13 protein-coding genes are annotated in these 15,348 nt (G+C 70.7%); 9 read left to right on the top strand and 4 right to left on the bottom strand.

Features of this window, described 5'->3' with window-relative positions; translation table 11 throughout:
* Positions 1–280: 280 nt before the first annotated feature.
* Positions 281–976, bottom strand: coding sequence for an endonuclease NucS (nucS, locus tag AC5RWG_RS04030; RefSeq protein ID WP_494000115.1), 696 nt, complete (start codon positions 974–976; stop codon positions 281–283).
* Positions 977–1,072: 96 nt separating this feature from the next.
* Between nucS and AC5RWG_RS04025 the strand changes: the two genes are divergently transcribed.
* The gene (locus AC5RWG_RS04025) at positions 1,073–1,399 is read left to right on the top strand and encodes an Rv1322 family protein (protein WP_494022831.1); all 327 of its coding nucleotides are present in this window, start codon (positions 1,073–1,075) and stop codon (positions 1,397–1,399) included.
* Between the two features lie 7 nt (positions 1,400–1,406).
* On the opposite strand, the gene AC5RWG_RS04020 is transcribed toward AC5RWG_RS04025, so the two are convergent.
* Positions 1,407–2,744 carry an AI-2E family transporter gene (locus AC5RWG_RS04020; protein ID WP_494012421.1) on the bottom strand — a complete coding sequence of 446 codons (1,338 nt, stop codon included), beginning with the start codon at positions 2,742–2,744 and terminating at the stop codon, positions 1,407–1,409.
* Between the two features lie 348 nt (positions 2,745–3,092).
* On the opposite strand from AC5RWG_RS04020, the gene AC5RWG_RS04015 reads away from it, so the two are divergent.
* The 8 genes from AC5RWG_RS04015 to AC5RWG_RS03980 all read left to right on the top strand — a co-directional run bounded on the left by AC5RWG_RS04015 (position 3,093) and on the right by AC5RWG_RS03980 (position 13,267).
* Positions 3,093–4,856, top strand: a complete 1,764-nt coding sequence (locus tag AC5RWG_RS04015) for a DUF8094 domain-containing protein (RefSeq protein WP_494023292.1) — start codon at positions 3,093–3,095, stop codon at positions 4,854–4,856.
* Positions 4,857–4,934: 78 nt separating this feature from the next.
* Positions 4,935–5,894, top strand: coding sequence for a tetratricopeptide repeat protein (locus AC5RWG_RS04010; protein WP_494022832.1), 960 nt, complete (start codon positions 4,935–4,937; stop codon positions 5,892–5,894).
* Complete coding sequence (locus tag AC5RWG_RS04005) at positions 5,895–7,007, top strand: NADH:flavin oxidoreductase/NADH oxidase (RefSeq protein ID WP_494166460.1); 1,113 nt, start codon at positions 5,895–5,897, stop codon at positions 7,005–7,007. It abuts the gene before it with no gap.
* A 276-nt stretch (positions 7,008–7,283) separates the two neighbouring features.
* Entirely contained in the window at positions 7,284–8,012 is a 729-nt protein-coding gene (locus AC5RWG_RS04000; RefSeq protein WP_494023293.1) for an ABC transporter ATP-binding protein, read from the top strand.
* Positions 7,994–9,565 (top strand): transporter, encoded by a 1,572-nt coding sequence (locus AC5RWG_RS03995; RefSeq protein ID WP_494022834.1) that lies wholly within the window; start codon positions 7,994–7,996, stop codon positions 9,563–9,565. Before AC5RWG_RS04000 ends, AC5RWG_RS03995 begins: the two co-directional genes overlap by 19 nt.
* 91 nt (positions 9,566–9,656) lie before the next feature.
* A complete protein-coding gene (locus AC5RWG_RS03990; protein WP_493979734.1) occupies positions 9,657–9,965 on the top strand; it encodes a DUF3039 domain-containing protein in 309 nt (102 codons plus the stop codon).
* A gap of 87 nt (positions 9,966–10,052) precedes the next feature.
* Complete coding sequence (locus AC5RWG_RS03985) at positions 10,053–11,483, top strand: MFS transporter (protein WP_494022835.1); 1,431 nt, start codon at positions 10,053–10,055, stop codon at positions 11,481–11,483.
* Positions 11,480–13,267: a DEAD/DEAH box helicase gene (locus AC5RWG_RS03980; protein ID WP_494012414.1), complete on the top strand. Its 1,788-nt coding sequence runs from the start codon at positions 11,480–11,482 to the stop codon at positions 13,265–13,267. Before AC5RWG_RS03985 ends, AC5RWG_RS03980 begins: the two co-directional genes overlap by 4 nt.
* A gap of 15 nt (positions 13,268–13,282) precedes the next feature.
* On the opposite strand, the gene AC5RWG_RS03975 is transcribed toward AC5RWG_RS03980, so the two are convergent.
* Together AC5RWG_RS03975 and AC5RWG_RS03970 are read right to left on the bottom strand one after the other, a co-directional pair.
* Entirely contained in the window at positions 13,283–13,900 is a 618-nt protein-coding gene (locus AC5RWG_RS03975; protein ID WP_494166459.1) for an isochorismatase family protein, read from the bottom strand.
* Complete coding sequence (locus tag AC5RWG_RS03970; protein ID WP_494139437.1) at positions 13,897–15,228, bottom strand: nicotinate phosphoribosyltransferase; 1,332 nt, start codon at positions 15,226–15,228, stop codon at positions 13,897–13,899. Before AC5RWG_RS03970 ends, AC5RWG_RS03975 begins: the two co-directional genes overlap by 4 nt.
* Positions 15,229–15,348: the final 120 nt, after the last annotated feature.

The following is a 15,348-nucleotide window of genomic DNA, read 5'->3' as shown; positions in this document are numbered from 1 at the left end:
CGTACCAACCCGGTTACTCCGTGGAAGATCCAAACGACACGGCCTGCGGGCCGGACGCCGTGGAGCTTCACACTCGCAACACGTCTTGCGAGCATGAAAACCACACCTACACAAAGACTGAGTTAAGCATCACATAAGCCCCATGGGCGGTCAACGGTACAAAGAACAATTCAATCTTTTATTAAGCGAGAGTTCGGCGCGGGGTTAATTACCGCCAGGCGAGCGACGAGCGCGGCACCAGCGGCAGGAGAGCGGGCGCTGTTGCACGCCCGCCGGAGCGTCAGAACAGGCGGGAGTCGGCGTCGTCCACGCCGCGCATCTCGTCGTAATCGAGGGTCAGGCATTCAATGCCCCGGTCGGCGGCAAGCACGCGCGCCTGCGGCTTGATCTGCTGGGCCGCGAAAATGCCCTTGACGGGAGCCAGCAGGGGATCGCGGTTGAGCAGCTCCAGATAGCGGGTCAGCTGTTCCACGCCGTCGATGTCGCCGCGGCGCTTGAGCTCCACGGCCACGGTCCCGCCATCGGCGTTGCGGGCCAGGATGTCCACCGGCCCGATCGCCGTCATGTATTCGCGCCGCACCAAAGTGTGGCCGGGGCCGAGGCGGTGGATCTGTTCGGCCAGCAGGCGCTGCAGGTCGGCCTCCACGCCGTCCTTGACCAGCCCAGGGTCCACGCCGAGGTCGTGGCTGTATTCGTGCAGGTGCTCGTGGATGCTGATCACCAGGCGGTCGTCGCTCTTGGCATGCTGGACGTGCCAGACTTCGCGGACGCCCGACGAGGCGTCGTCGGCCTCCGGCTCCGCCACCCGGAGGTTCGCCGGCGGGCTCATCCAGTTGAGCGGCTTGTAGGAACCGCCGTCGGAATGGATCAGGACGGAGCCGTCCGCCTTCACCATCAGCAGGCGCGTGGCCAGCGGCAGGTGGGCGCGAAGGCGGCCGATGTAGTCGACGGAGCAACGGGCAATGACAAGACGCACAGTAGGCCACTTTACCGGTGCCCGCTGCGTGGTCGGTCCGGTGCCGCGGGGAGCGGGCGTTCGGTCCGGGCCGCGCCGGTGGGGCAGAATGGTGGCATGCCCCGTTCCAACCGCCCGCGCCGCCGCTCAGGGGCGGGCAGCAGCAAGTGGACGCGGGCCAACGAGCTGGACCTGGACCGCGCTCGCGCCGGCATTCCGGAGCGCCAGAACGCGCCCGACGGCGAATGGAACGTGCGGCGCATCACCCCGTCGAACGCCGCCAAGGTTTACACCTGCCCGGGCTGCAACCGGACGATCGGCCCGGGGATCGAGCACCTCGTCGCCTGGCAGGCCGACTCGCTGTTCGGCGGCGAGACGGCGCTGGCCGAGCGGCGGCACTGGCATCCGCGCTGCTGGCAGACCCGCAGTTTCCGCTACCGCTGACCCGGCCTCAGTTCCGGTCCTGCCGGACGATGAAGACGTCCTTCAGCAGCAGCATCACCGACGCCGCGGCCGGAATCGCCATCAAGGCCCCCAGCACACCCATCAGCGAACCGCCGGCAATCACGGCGATCACGGCAACGGCGCCGGGGACGGCCACCGCGCGCTGCATGATGCGCGGCGAGACGAAGTAGGCCTCGATCTGCAGGTAGGCAAAGTAGATGACGGCGAACAGCAGCGCCGGCTGCCAGCCCACGGTCAGGGCAACCAGGGAGACGAACCCGCCGGCGATCACGGCCCCGATCAGCGGGATGAAGGCCAGCAGGCCGACGACGAAGGTCAGCAAGGCCGTGAACGGCACCTGCGCAATGGTCATGGCGATAAACGCCACCGCCGCGTTGATCAGGGCCACGCAGGCCTGGCCGATCACATAGCTGCCCACGCTGCCGGTGATTTCTTCGGACAGGCGCTGCACCTGTCGCCGCTTGGACCGCGGAGCGAGCCGGTAGGCCCACACCTTCAGCGCCGGGAGCGACGCGAGGAAGTACAGCGTGAGCACCAGCACGATCAGCGCCCCGAACGCACCCTGGAGCACGGCACTGCCGACGCCGAGAACGCCGCCGAAGATGCCCGTGACGTTCTCGGAACTGGCAAAGAACCGCTCCAGTTCGATGTCGATGCGTTCCCGGACCTGGAACTGCGCATCGATCGTCTGGAAGAAGGCCGAGTTCAGGATGTCCTCGACATAGCGCGGAGCGTTGGCCACGATCTGCGTGGTCTGGTTGACGATGGTCGGGATGAGCGTGGAGATGAACGCCGCGATCAGCCCGGCCAGGATCAGCACCACAATGATGACCCCGGCCGGACGCGGCAGCCCCTTGCTTTCCAGCCAGCGGACGATCGGATCGAGCCCCAGGGCAATGAAGAGCGCCGCCGCGATCCACGCCAGCAGCTCGCCGACGTTGGTCAGCACAAAGTAGAGCAGCAGCGCGAAACCGACGCCGACCGTGGCCATGAATCCGAAGTGGATCGGGTGCCGGGCGGGGGAGAACTCGGTGCCTGCGGCGCCGTCGCGGGCGGCGGCGGGGGAATCGTCCTCGGGCGGCATCTGGAAGCGGACGCGCGGCCGGGCGCGGGGCATCGAGGCGCCGAGGCGCCCGAGGGCGCCGAGCACGGCGTGCCGGCGAGCCGCCATGACCGGCGTCGAGGCCGGAGAGCCGGCCGTCGCGGCGGGATCCGTGGCCGGCGCGGCGGGATCCGGGGCCGGTGCCGCGAGGTCGGCGGGCTGGCCCTCGGCCGGCGATCCGTTGCCGGCGGCGGGCGTGGGAGCATCCCGGGGTTCGCTCACGCAGCATCCTCTCTTCCGCCTGCAGCCGCTGAAGCAGCGGGCGGGCGCACTTGTCACGCGCTAAGCAACAACGGCGCAGGATAGGGGCAATTCTGAGCGAAAGACTACCAGTCCGGTATGGTGTGGCAGCGGATGCCGACGGCAAAAAGGGCAAAAGGCGGTCCGCGGCGGACCACGCGGTCCGGCCGCGCACGGACGGCCGAGAGGGTTCGTTACCATAGGGTTATAAAGCATGACCGATGGCGGGCACCCCGGCCGGCCCTGGAGGCTTGGGCGTCCCTGCGGCCTTCCCTCCTGCAGCGATCGACGATTGGTATTTTTGTGCGTTTTAAGATTTCAGTGGCCCTGATGGTGATCGGCCTGCTGGCCATCGCGCTGGGCATCGCCCAGCGGACCGTGTGGGCGCCGCCCGAGCGTGCCTCGGCCACCTACACGGCAGCCGATGCAACCGCACCCGTGACCGTCATCGAACCGGAAGTCTTCGGTGTCCACGAAGAAGAAGTGGACGTTTCGGTGGAGGCCGACGGCGAGTTCCTGCTGGCCATCGGCCGAGCGGGCGACGTCGAGGCCTGGGTCGGAGAGGCGGCGCACACCTCCCTGACAGGCATCGAGGACGGGCAACTGCAGGGGACCGTAACCGAGGGCGAGGCCAAGGTGCCGAACCCTGCGGGCTCCGACCTGTGGGTGAGCCAGCAGCAGGCCGAGGGCAGCCTTGAGCACCGGTGGCTGGCCCCGGCCGACGGCGAGTGGTCCATCCTGCTGGCCGCGGACGGCACCGAGCCGGCGCCGACGACGGTGACCGTCACCTGGCCGAACGACACCTCGGTGCCGTGGTCGCTGGCCCTGATGATCATCGGAGCCCTGCTGCTGGTGCTCGGCGTTGCGATGGCCGTGGTGTCCCGCCGTCCGAACCGGCCGGTCCCCGGCGGCGACTCCGACCCCCGGGGCGGCGGCGGCCGGCCGAACGCGGGCGGCCCGGAAACGGCGCCGCTGGCTGAGCGGGGCGGCAGTGTTCCGGCCGGCCGTCCCGGCCAGGCCGTGCCCGGAGGCGCGGGCCTGGAAAAGCCCGAACAGGGCGAGCGGTCACCGGGCCGCCGTTCGTTGATGGAACGCCCGAAGCTGGGCCTGCGCGCCGCCGCCGCTGCGGGAGCGGCCGTGGTCCTGGCCTCCGGCGCGGTGCTTCCCGCCCACGCCGCCTCTCCGGCCGCCCCGTCCGAGGACGCAGGGGTAGCCGCCGGCCACCCGGTGGTGCTGGACGGCCAACTGACCCGAATCATGGACTCGGTGGCGAAGGCGGTCTCCGACGCAGACTCGGCGCGGGATTCCGGCAAGCTGAAGCCGCGGGTCGCCGGTGCCGCCCTGACCGTCCGCGAGGCCAACTACAAGGTTCGGGCCGAAAACGGCGAGGCTGCGGCTCCCGTCCCGGTGGCTGCCGGGCCGATCCTGACCTCGATGGTCAGCACGAGTGCGGAGTGGCCGCGGACGGTCGTGACGGTCACGGAGGGCGAGGACAATCCGGTGCCGCAGGTGATCGTGCTGGTGCAGCAGGATCCGCGCTCGAACTACCGGATGGTGGGCGCGCTCCAGATGCTGCCGGGCACCACCTTCCCGCAGGTCTCCACCGAGAGCGGCGGGACGCCGGCCGTGGGGCCGGACGACGGGGAAGGCCTGCTGCACGCGCCGCAGGCGGCGGTGAAAATGGTCGCGGAGAACCTCGACGACGGCAAGCACAAGGACGCGATCGGTAAGAACACCTTTTCCGAGCAGATCCGGGCGTTCCAAAAAGACCAGGTTAAATCCAACAAAAACGCCGACATCTCCTTCAGCCGCAGCGTCGACGACGGCTCGCTGCGGGCGCTGCGCACCGCCGACGGCGGCGCCGTGGTGTTCGGCCACATGGAGTCGGTGATGAGCAGCGTGCCGGCCGAGGCCGGCGCCACCGTGGAACTCTCGCCCGAGTTCGCGGCGCTGGCAGGCGATGACTCCACCACGGAAGGCGTGGACGTGACCTACGGCGAGTCCGTCTTCCTGTACGTGCCGCCGGCCGGTTCCGACGACCGGCTCACCCTGGTGGGCGTCGCCCAGGGCCTGGTGGACGCCGAACTGAAGTAGCCCCGGCCGGCCGGGCCGCGACGCCGGCCCGGTCGGGCAAAATTCCGGGCGCCGACCGAGACGTATTAGTGTGATGTCATGACCACTCCAACTCCAGGACAGGGCCCCGCGCCGTCTTCCGTCAGCCTCCGCGGCGCCGTCGACCTGTCCGCGCTGAAAAAGCCGCAGCCGCCGGCGGGAGGCATGCCGGCCGCCGGCGCGCCGGCAGCGGGTGAAGGCGAAGCTCCGGGCTACATCGTCGAGGTCAACGAGCAGAGCTTCCAGCCGCTCGTCCAGCTGTCCGCACAGGTCCCCGTGATCGTGGAACTGACCGCGTCATGGAGCGACCTGGCGCAGCAGCTGGCCTCCGCCATGGCGGAGGTGGCGAACGAGTTCGCCGGCCGCTTTGTGCTGGCCCGGGTTGACGTCGATGCCAGTCCCGGCATCGCCCAGGCCTTCCAGCTGCAGAGCGTGCCGGCCGCCGTGGCGCTCCTGAAGGGGCAGCCGATCCCGCTGTTCCAGGGGGCGGCGACGGCCGACGAGCTGCGGCAATTCGTCAACGAGCTGCTCAAGGTGGCACAGGCCAACGGCGTCACCGGCACCGCGCCCGGTGCGGGGGAGACCCCGGCCGAGGAAGAGAAGCCGCTGCCGCCGCTGCACCAGGAAGCGTTCGAGGCCATCGAGGCCGGCGACTTTGATCGCGCCGCCGCGGCATACCGGAAGGCGCTGGCCGAGCAGCCGGCGGACGACGAGGCGCGCACCGGCCTGTACCAGGTCCAGCTGCTGCAGCGGCTGCAGGGGGCCGACGCGGCCGGGCTGCGGGCCGCTGCCGCCGACCGGCCCGACGACCTGCAGGCCCAGCTGGCCGTTGCCGACCTGGACGTCTCGGGCGGCCATGTCGAGGACGCCTTCGCCCGCTTGGTGGGTTTCATCAGCCGCCACGCCGGGGATGAACGGGAGGCCGCCCGGGCCCGCCTCGTGGAACTGTTCGACGTGGTGGGCAGCACCGACCCGCGGGTGTCCAAGGCACGCCAGGCTTTGGCCAGGGCGCTCTTCTAAATGGCGCAGGCTGTGGCCGGCGGCCTGTTCGAGACGCTGAAACTGCGCGGTCTGCAGCTCCTGCACCGCGGCTGGGTGGCGCCGATGTGCCAGTACTCGGTGCGGCGGGAGGACGCGCCCGGGACGCCGAACGACTGGCACCTGATGCATCTGGGCCAGTTCGCCGCCGGCGGGGCTGCGCTGATCCTCACCGAGGCGACAGCGGTTGACGCGGCCGGCCGGATCAGTCCCGAGGACACCGGCATCTGGACCGACGACCAGGCCCAGGCGTGGGGCAGGATCACGGAGTTCGTGCACCGCTATGGCTCGGCGGACACCAAGATCGGGATCCAGTTGGCCCACGCCGGGCGCAAGGCGTCGACCTACGCGCCCTTCGCCCCGAAGTCCGGCTCGGTGCCGCCCGCCGAGGGGGGCTGGCGGACCGTGGGCCCGACGGCTGCCGCCTTTGGCCGCTACGCGGCGCCGGACGCCCTGGACGAGGCCGGCATCCGGCGGGCCATCGCGGACTTCCGCGACGCGGCGGCCCGTGCCGTCTGGGCCGGCTTCGACACCGTGGAGATCCACGGCGCCCACGGCTACCTGCTGCACCAGTTCCTCTCGCCGCTGGTCAATACCCGCACCGACGGCTGGGGCGGTACCGCGGCCGGGCGTGCCCGGCTGCTGCTGGAGGTGGTGGAGGCGGTCCGCGGCGTCATCCCGGACGCCATGCCGCTGCTGCTCCGCGTCTCCGCCTCCGACTGGTCGGACGGCGGGCTGGAACCGGAGGCCGTGGCCGACGTGGTGGAACAGGCCGCCGCCCGCGGCGTGGACCTGGTGGACGTCTCGAGCGGCGGCGCGGTGCACGGGGCGAACATCCCGTTGCGGCCGGGATACCAGGTGCCCTTCGCGGCCGCCATCCGGCGCCAGGCGGGCATCCCGACCGGCGCCGTCGGACTCATCACCACGGCCGCGCAGGCCGACTCGATCATTAGGGAAGGCTCGGCGGACGCGGTACTGCTCGCCCGGGCGGCGCTGCGGGACCCGCACTGGTGGCAGCGCGCCGCCGTCGAACTGGGCCACGAACTGGCGTGGGCGCCGCAATACGAGCGTGCCGCGGTGGCGGAGAAATATTAGTCCTTGCGGATGACGTCCCGGTGAACCCCCGGTTGTTAGCGTGGACACATGACTTCGCACCCATCACAACCTCCGGTCCAGCAGCCGGACGAGCAGAACAGCAGCGCGGTACCGGTGCCGGGCGGCGCCGCCCCGCAGGGGTACCCGGCGCCCGGCCCTTCGGACGCTGCGCCGGCTGCCGCGCCCGCCCAGGCCCCCGTTCCCGCCCAGGCACCCGTTCCCACCCAGGCCCCCGTTCCCGCCCAGGCTCCCGTTCCCGCCCTCGCGGTGCGCGGCATGGCCAAGCGGTTCGGCGACAAGATCGCCGTCAACGGCATCAACCTGGACGTGCCCGCCGGGTCCTTCTACGGGCTGGTCGGGCCGAACGGGGCGGGCAAGACCACCTCGCTCTCCATGGCCACCGGGCTGCTGCGGCCGGATTACGGCCAGGTGTGGGTGCACGGCGTGGACGTCTGGGCCGAGCCGCTGACGGCCAAGCGCCTGATGGGCGTGCTGCCCGACGGCGTCCGGCTGTTCGACCGGCTGACCGGCGAACAGCTGGTCACCTATGCCGGGCTGCTGCGGGGCATGGACCGGGAGACCGTGGCCGCCCGCGTCCCGGACCTGCTGCGGGCCATGGACCTGACCAACGACGCCGGCACCCTGGTGGTGGACTATTCCGCCGGCATGACCAAGAAGATCGCCCTGGCCACCGCACTGATCCATGCGCCGAAGCTGTTGGTGCTGGATGAACCGTTCGAGGCGGTAGACCCGGTCTCCGCGGCGAACATCCGCGACATCCTCCACGACTACGTGGACTCCGGGGGCACGGTGATCGTCTCCAGCCACGTCATGGACCTGGTCCAGCGCATGTGCGACCACGTGGCGGTGATCGCCGGCGGCAACGTGCTGGCCGCCGGCACCGTGGACGAGGTCCGCGCCGGCGCGAGCCTGGAAGAGCGCTTCGTCCAGCTGGTCGGCGGACGGACCCAGGCGGAGGGGCTCGAGTGGTTGCGCACCTCGTAAGGCTGAAGCTGGCGCTGCTGCGCAACGGCTTCAAACGCAGCCCGTGGCAGCTGGTGGGGGTGATCCTCGGGGGCCTGTACGCGATCGGCATGCTGGCCCTGCTGATTTCCGGACTGTTCTTCCTCAGCTACACCGAGCCGGACATGGCCCGCATGGTGGTGGTGCTGGGCGGCTCCGCGGCCTTCCTGGGCTGGGCGCTGATCCCCATGATGGCCACCGGCGTGGACATGACGCTGGACCCGGCCCGGTTCGTGACCTACGCCGTGCCCATGCGCCAGCTGCTGCTCGGGCTCGCCATCGGCGGGCTGGTCGGCATCCCGGGCGTGGTGACGCTGGTCGCCGCGCTCGGGCATGCGGCCGCCTGGTGGCAGCACCCGGCCGCGCTCGTGGCCGCCGTCCTGTGCGCCCTGATCGCAACGCTGACGTGCGTGGTGCTCTCCCGCGTGACGACGTCGGCGTCCACGACGCTGGCCAGCTCGCGCCGGTTCAAGGACCTCAGCGGCGTCATCGGCATCATCCCGCTGGTGCTGCTGGGACCGATCATGGTCGGCATCGTCGAGGGGTTCCGCAGCTCGCAGGACTTCCTGCCGGCCCTGGCCGAGGGCCTGGCCTGGTCGCCGCTGGGAGCGGTCTGGGCCGTCCCCGGCGACCTGGCCCTTGGCAACTGGGGCCCGGCTGGCGCCCGGCTGCTCATCGCGGTGGCCTTCCTGGCCGTGCTGGCCTGGCTCTGGAAGCTCAGCCTGGCCCGTGCGCTGGTCACCCCGCCGTACAACGCCGTGTCCCGGAAGGCCGGCGGCAGGCTGGGCTGGTTCTCCCGGATGCCCGGAACCCCTGCCGGAGCCGTGGCGGCGCGCGCGCTCATCTACTGGTTCAAGGATCCCCGCTACGGGGCGTCCCTGGTTTCCATTCCGCTCATACCGGTGGCGGTCTTCTTCGGCCTCTCGCAGACCGGCGACTTCACCTTCATGCTGTGGATGGGCCCGATGATCGCCTTCCTGCTGTCCTTCGGCATTTCCGCGGACATCGCCTACGACAACACGGCGTTCGCGCTGCACGTCACCACCGGCGTGAGCGGACGCGCCGACCGGATCGGCCGGGCCGCGGCCTGCGCGGTGATCGCGCTGCCGGCCACCGTCGTGCTGACCGTCCTGCCGTTCGTGTTCATCGGCGGGTGGCACCTGCTCCCGCCCGTTGCCGGGGTGGCCCTCGGCGTGCTGCTGACCGGCCTGGGCCTGTCCAGCGTGGTCTCGGCCCGTTACACCTACAACGTGCCGCTGCCGGGGGAGAGCCCGTTCAAGACCCCGCCCGGCTCGACAGCCCGGATGATGCTGGTCCAGCTCGGCGGGCTCGGCGTGCTGGTGCTGCTCTCGCTGCCGGAACTGGTGCTGGCGCTGATCGGTGTCTTCACCGGCGACGCGCTGTGGGGATGGCTGGCGCTGGCGGTCGGCCTCGTGCTCGGTGCGGTCCTGCTAGTGGTCGGCATCGAGCTGGGCGGCCGCTGGTATGACCGCCGGACGCCGGAACTCCTCCAGGCCGTGGCCAAAAACAAATAGCACACAAACCCAGCCGCGGCGGCGGGCGACGACGACGGGGGAGCCGGGCTCCGCCGTCGTCGTTCCCGTTTCAGGGGTTAAGATGGGTGGCATGAGTCTTCCCCCGGATCCTTTCGAAAACGACCCCCGCGCGCCGCAGACCCCGGGCGGGTCCACCGCGACGATCGAGCGTGAAGAACTCCGCGAAGAGCTTGAGCCCGGCGACCGCGAACGCTTTGCGCACTACGTCCGCAAGGAAAAGATCATGGAGTCGGCGCTGTCCGGCGAACCGGTGATCGCCCTGTGCGGCAAGGTGTGGGTGCCCGGCCGCGACCCGAACAAGTTCCCGGTATGCCCGGACTGCAAGGCCATCTACGAGGGCCTGCGCCCCGGCGGCGACGATTCCGGCAAGAAGAAGTAGTAACCTTCCCCACCCCACGAGCGCGGGCGCGTCCGGTGCCCGCCGCGCTTCCCCCTGCCTGCCAAGAAAGTCAGCCCTGGTTTTTTGATGCCCGAATCCACCGCCATCCGCGCGCCCGGCGCCATGTCTGCTGCCTACCGGCCGCTGACCATCGGCCTGCTGACGGTGATCACGCTGGCGGCGTTCGAGGCCGTGGCGGTGGCGACGGCGATGCCGGTGGTGGCGGCCGACCTGGAGGGCAAGTCCGCCTACGGGCTGGCGTTCTCCATGTTCCTGACCGCTTCGCTGCTGGCCAGCGTGGTGGCCGGAGTCTGGTGCGACGCGAAGGGCCCGCGCCCGGCCCTCGCCGCGGGGCTGGTGCTGATGGTCGCCGGGCTGGTCCTGTCCGGGGTGGCCGGGGAGTTCTGGATCTTCACCGCGGGCCGCGCCGTGGCCGGGCTGGGCGGCGGGTTCGCAATCGTGGCCGTCTACGTGATCATCGGACAGGTCTATCCGCAGCGGCTGCAGCCGGTGGTCTTTGGCTGGCTGGCGGCGGCCTGGGTGGTGCCGTCGCTGGTGGGGCCGCTGGCCGCCGGCGTCGTCGCCCAGTACCTTTCCTGGCGCCTGGTGTTCTACGGCGTGGCGCCGATCTTCCTGCTGGCCGTGCTGGTCATCTGGCCGCAGACCGGCAGCGTGGGAGCCCCGGAGAACCCGACCACGGACAAGCGCGGCGGGCGTCTGCAGGCGATGCGGGGTCTGCTGCTGGCCGGCGGCGTGTTCCTGGCCCAGTGGGCCCTGTTCGAGGCGGTCGCCGGCGGGTCCGCCGGGAAGCTGGTGCTGATGTACGCGCTGGCGGCCGGCGGCGTGGTGCTGGCGCTGGCGGCGCTGCCCAAGCTGATGCCGCCGGGCACCTTGCGGCTGCGTCGCGGGCTGCCCAGCGTGATTGCCACCCGCGGACTGATCAACCTGGCATTCTTCGGCGCCGAGGCGTTCATCCCGCTGATGCTGGTGGCGGCGCACGGCATCTCGCCGGCCACCGCGGGCCTGGCCCTGACGGCCGGCGCGGTCGGCTGGAGCATCGGCTCGTGGCTGCAGGCACGCGTCGAGACCGCCCGGCACCGGATGCTGGTGATTGGATCCGGCATCCTGACCGCCTGCATGGGGCTGATGGCGCTGGTGTCCGCGCCGTCGGTGCCGCTCGCGGCGCTCATCGTCGTCTGGGCGCTGGCCGGGTTCTCGATGGGCATGGCCTTGTCCACCACGTCCGTGATGGTGCTGAAGCTGTCCGCCCCCCAGGAGCGCGGACGGAACTCCGCGTCGCTGCAGCTGGCCGACCAGCTGGGCGGCGTGGTGGGTACCGCCGGGGCTGGCGGATTGTTCGCGCTGCTGCGGGATCCGGACAACCCGGGCTCGGTGGGCGTCTACGTGGTCATTTGGCTGGTGCTGGCCGTGGTGGCGGCGGGCGGGATCGCCACCGGCTGGCGCAGCGCGGAACGGATTGGAAACGGACAGGAACAACGGGAGGAGGCCAGCACATGAGCAACGACACACTATTCGGCGCCGGACCGGTGCTGCCGCCGGCTTACCCGGAACGGGCCGCCTGGGGCACCGCCCCCAAACTGCGCCAATGGCAGGCCGAGGCCCTGCAGAAGTACTTCGAGATGGCCCCGCAGGATTTCCTGGCCGTGGCTACCCCCGGCGCGGGCAAGACCACCTTCGCGCTGCGCGTGGCTACCGAACTGGTGGACCGGGGGATCGTCAACCGGATCACCGTCGTCGCCCCGACCGACCACCTCAAGCGCCAGTGGGCGGACGCCGCGGCGCGCGTTGGGCTGGCGATCGATCCGAACTTCAAGAACTCGGACGGTTCGCACGGCCGCGATTTCATCGGCGTCGCCGTTACCTACGCGCAGGTGGCCATGAAGCCGCTGTTGCACCGGGCCAAGACCGAGGCCGCCAAGACGCTGGTGATCCTCGACGAGATCCACCACGGCGGCGACGCCCTCAGCTGGGGCGACGGCATCCGAGAGGCGTTTGAACCCGCCGCCCGGCGCCTGGCGCTGACCGGCACCCCGTTCCGCTCGGATACGGCGGCGATCCCGTTCGTGGAGTATGCCGAGGACAAGGACGGCATCCGCCGCTCGCGGGCCGACTACACCTACGGCTACGGCAGCGCCCTGCGCGACCACGTGGTGCGCCCGGTCATGTTCATGGCGTACTCAGGGCAGATGCGCTGGCGCACCAGTGCGGGGGAGGAGTACGCCGCGTCGCTCGGCGAGGCCGCGGTCACCAAGGACATCACCGCGCAGGCCTGGCGCACGGCGCTGAACCCGCAGGGGCAATGGATCCCGTCGGTGCTGGCGGCCGCCGACAAGCGGCTGACCGAGGTCCGCCGGGCGGTGCCCGACGCCGGCGGCCTGGTGATCGCCACCGACCACGAGGACGCGCGGGCGTACGCCGGCCAGCTGAAGAAGATCACCGGGGAATCCGCCACCGTCATCCTTTCCGACGACGCCGGCGCCTCCGAAAAGATCGAGGCCTTTTCCGCCGGCGACAGCCGCTGGATGGTCGCCGTCCGCATGGTCTCCGAAGGCGTGGACGTGCCCCGCCTCTCGGTCGGGGTCTACGCCACCTCGACGGCCACCCCGCTGTTCTTCGCGCAGGCCGTGGGCCGCTTCGTGCGCGCCCGGAAGCGCGGCGAAACGGCGTCGGTGTTCCTTCCGTCGGTGCCGAACCTAATGGAACTGGCCAACCAGATGGAGCTGGAGCGCGACCACGCGCTGGACCGGCCGGACAAGGACAACGACGAGGGCTTCATTCCCGAAGAGGCCCTGATGGAGCAGGCCAACCGGGAAGAGTCGGCCTCGGATGCGCTGACCAAGCAGAAGTTCGAAGCGCTGGACTCCCAGGCGTCCTTCGACCGCGTGCTGTTCGACGGCGCCGAGTTCGGCACCGGGGGAGAGCTCGGCAGCGAAGAGGAACTGGACTTCCTGGGCATTCCGGGGCTGCTGGACGCGGAGCAGGTGGGCATGCTGCTGCGCCAGCGTCAGCAGGAACAGCAGTCGCGCAAACGCAAGCGTTCGGGCGGGGCCGCGGATCCCGAGCCGGCCCCGGCCGTGGTTGACCACCGGCAGCTGACCGAACTCCGCAACCAGCTGGCCAAGAACGTGTCCGCCTGGTCGGCGCGCTCCGGCATGCCGCACGGCGTGGTCCACTCCGAGCTGCGCCGGGTCTGCGGCGGTCCGCCGGTGGCCCAGGCCAACGAGGAGCAGCTGAACCGGCGCCTGAAGAAGCTCCAGGACTGGTTCATCGGCCGGAAGTAGCCGGCGGCCGGCCGGCTACTCGATGACGTCGATGCCGTAGTCGCTGAATTCGGCCAACGTCTTCTCGACGCGCCCGGCGTTGATTCCCGCCGACAGCGCCAGGTTCACGGCGGTGGCATAGCCGGCCTGGGCGGCATCGAGGGCGGTCTGGCGGACGCAGTAGTCGGTCGCCAGCCCGGCCACCACCACCTCGTCCACCCCGTGCTCCTGCAGCCAGTCGTCCAGGCTGGGCATCTCGACCAGCTCTTCCTCCTCGTCGCCCTCGCGCTCCCCGGTGGCCACCTCGTCCGCCGGTGCCAGCAGTCCGTCGAAGCCGGAGTAGCCGGCGTCGTACTGGCCCTTGCGGAAGTAGGCGTCGATCCGGTCGGTGTCCAGGTCGGGATGCAGGTCAGACCCGCGGGTACCGGCGACGCAGTGCCGCGGCCAGCTGTCCACGAAGTCCGGCTCGTCGGAGAAGTGGCTGCCCGGATCCACGTGCCAGTCCTGGGTCGCGACCACGACGTCGTATTCGTCCGGCCGGGTCTCCAAATGTTCGCTGATGTCGGCGGCAGTTTTCGCTCCGCCGTCGACGGCCAGGGCGCCTCCCTCGCAGAAGTCGTTCTGGACGTCGACGATGATCAGTGCGCGTGTCATGGCTGCTCCTCGAATTCGGTGGGAATGGCGGCCTCGCCGCGCTGCAGCCGGTTCACGGCGCCGGGCAGCTCGGCCATGGAAGCGGTGTGGCGTTCGGCGGCGCGGCGGACGCCCTCGGCGCCGGTCCAGCCGTCCGCCAGCTTGCCGTTCGTGACGAACTGCTGCAGCAGCGGGCGGTCGTTGCCGTCGTCGAAGGGCGGATGGCCGATGCCGACCACCTCGGCCGTGGCCGACCCGTGCTCGTCCAGCCGGCGCAGCGCGTATTTGCGTCCGCCGACGGAAATCTTGTTCTTCGACGCCTTCGCCACCGACACCTGCTCGCCGTTGCTGCCCTCGCGGCTGACCAGTTTGTAGACCATGCTCGCGGTCGGGGCGCCGGATCCGGTGACCAGTGCAGTGCCGACGCCGTAGGAATCCACCGGAGCCGAGGCGAGCGCCGCGATCGCGTATTCGTCCAGGTCCGAGGTGACGGTGATGCGGGTGTGGTGGTTGCCCAGGTCGTCCAGCAGCTGGCGCACCCACTGGGCTTGGGCGATCAGGTCGCCGGAATCCAGCCGCACGCCGCCCAGCTCCGGACCCGCCAGGTCCACCGCCGTACGGACGGCGGTTTCGACGTCGTACGTGTCCGCCAGCAGGGTGGTACCCACGCCCAGCGAGGCCAGCTGCGCCTCGAAGGCCTGCTGCTCGGTGTCGTGCAGCAGGGTGAAGGAATGGGCGGCGGTGCCCACCGTCTTGACGCCGTACCGGTAGCCGGCTTCCAGGTTGGAGGTGCTGGAGAAGCCGCCGATCACCGCGGCCCGGGCTGCAGCCACCGCCGACTCCTCGTGCGTGCGGCGGGACCCCATCTCGATGCAGGGCCGGCTGCCGGCGGCCCCGGTCATCCGCGAGGCGGCCGAGGCGATGGCGCTGTCGTGGTTCAGCACGGACAGGACGAAGGTCTCCAGCACGCAGGCCTCGGCGAAGCTCGACTCCACCACCAGGATCGGCGAATACGGGAAGTAGGCCTCGCCCTCGGCATAGCCGTAGATGTCGCCGGAGAACCGGAAATCGGCCAGCCAGTCGATGGTGCGCGCGTCGACCACGCCGGTGCGGGCCAGGAAGTCCAGCTGGTGCTCGGAGAACGTGAAGTGTTCCAGGCCTTCGAGGATCCGGCCGGTTCCGGCCACCACGCCGTACCGGCGGCCTTCCGGCAGCCGCCGGGCGAACGCCTCGAAGACCGAACGCCGGTGCGCCGCGCCGGAGTGCAGGGCGGCCTGGAGCATGGTCAGCTCGTAATGGTCGGTGTACAGGGAGGTGCTGGGGTGCGCCCAGCCGGCTGCGATGTTCACATCCCCGACTCTAATCCTGTTTCGCCCTCCGGGCAGTTCCGCGCCGCCGTCGCCGTCCGCGCAGTTCCCTGCCGCCGTCGGGCCGGAAGGCAGTTCCGCGCCGCCGTCGGGCCGGAAGGG

It is taken from the genome of Arthrobacter sp. Y3221160, assembly GCF_059092585.1.
This window is presented reverse-complemented; position numbering and strand designations above follow the sequence as displayed.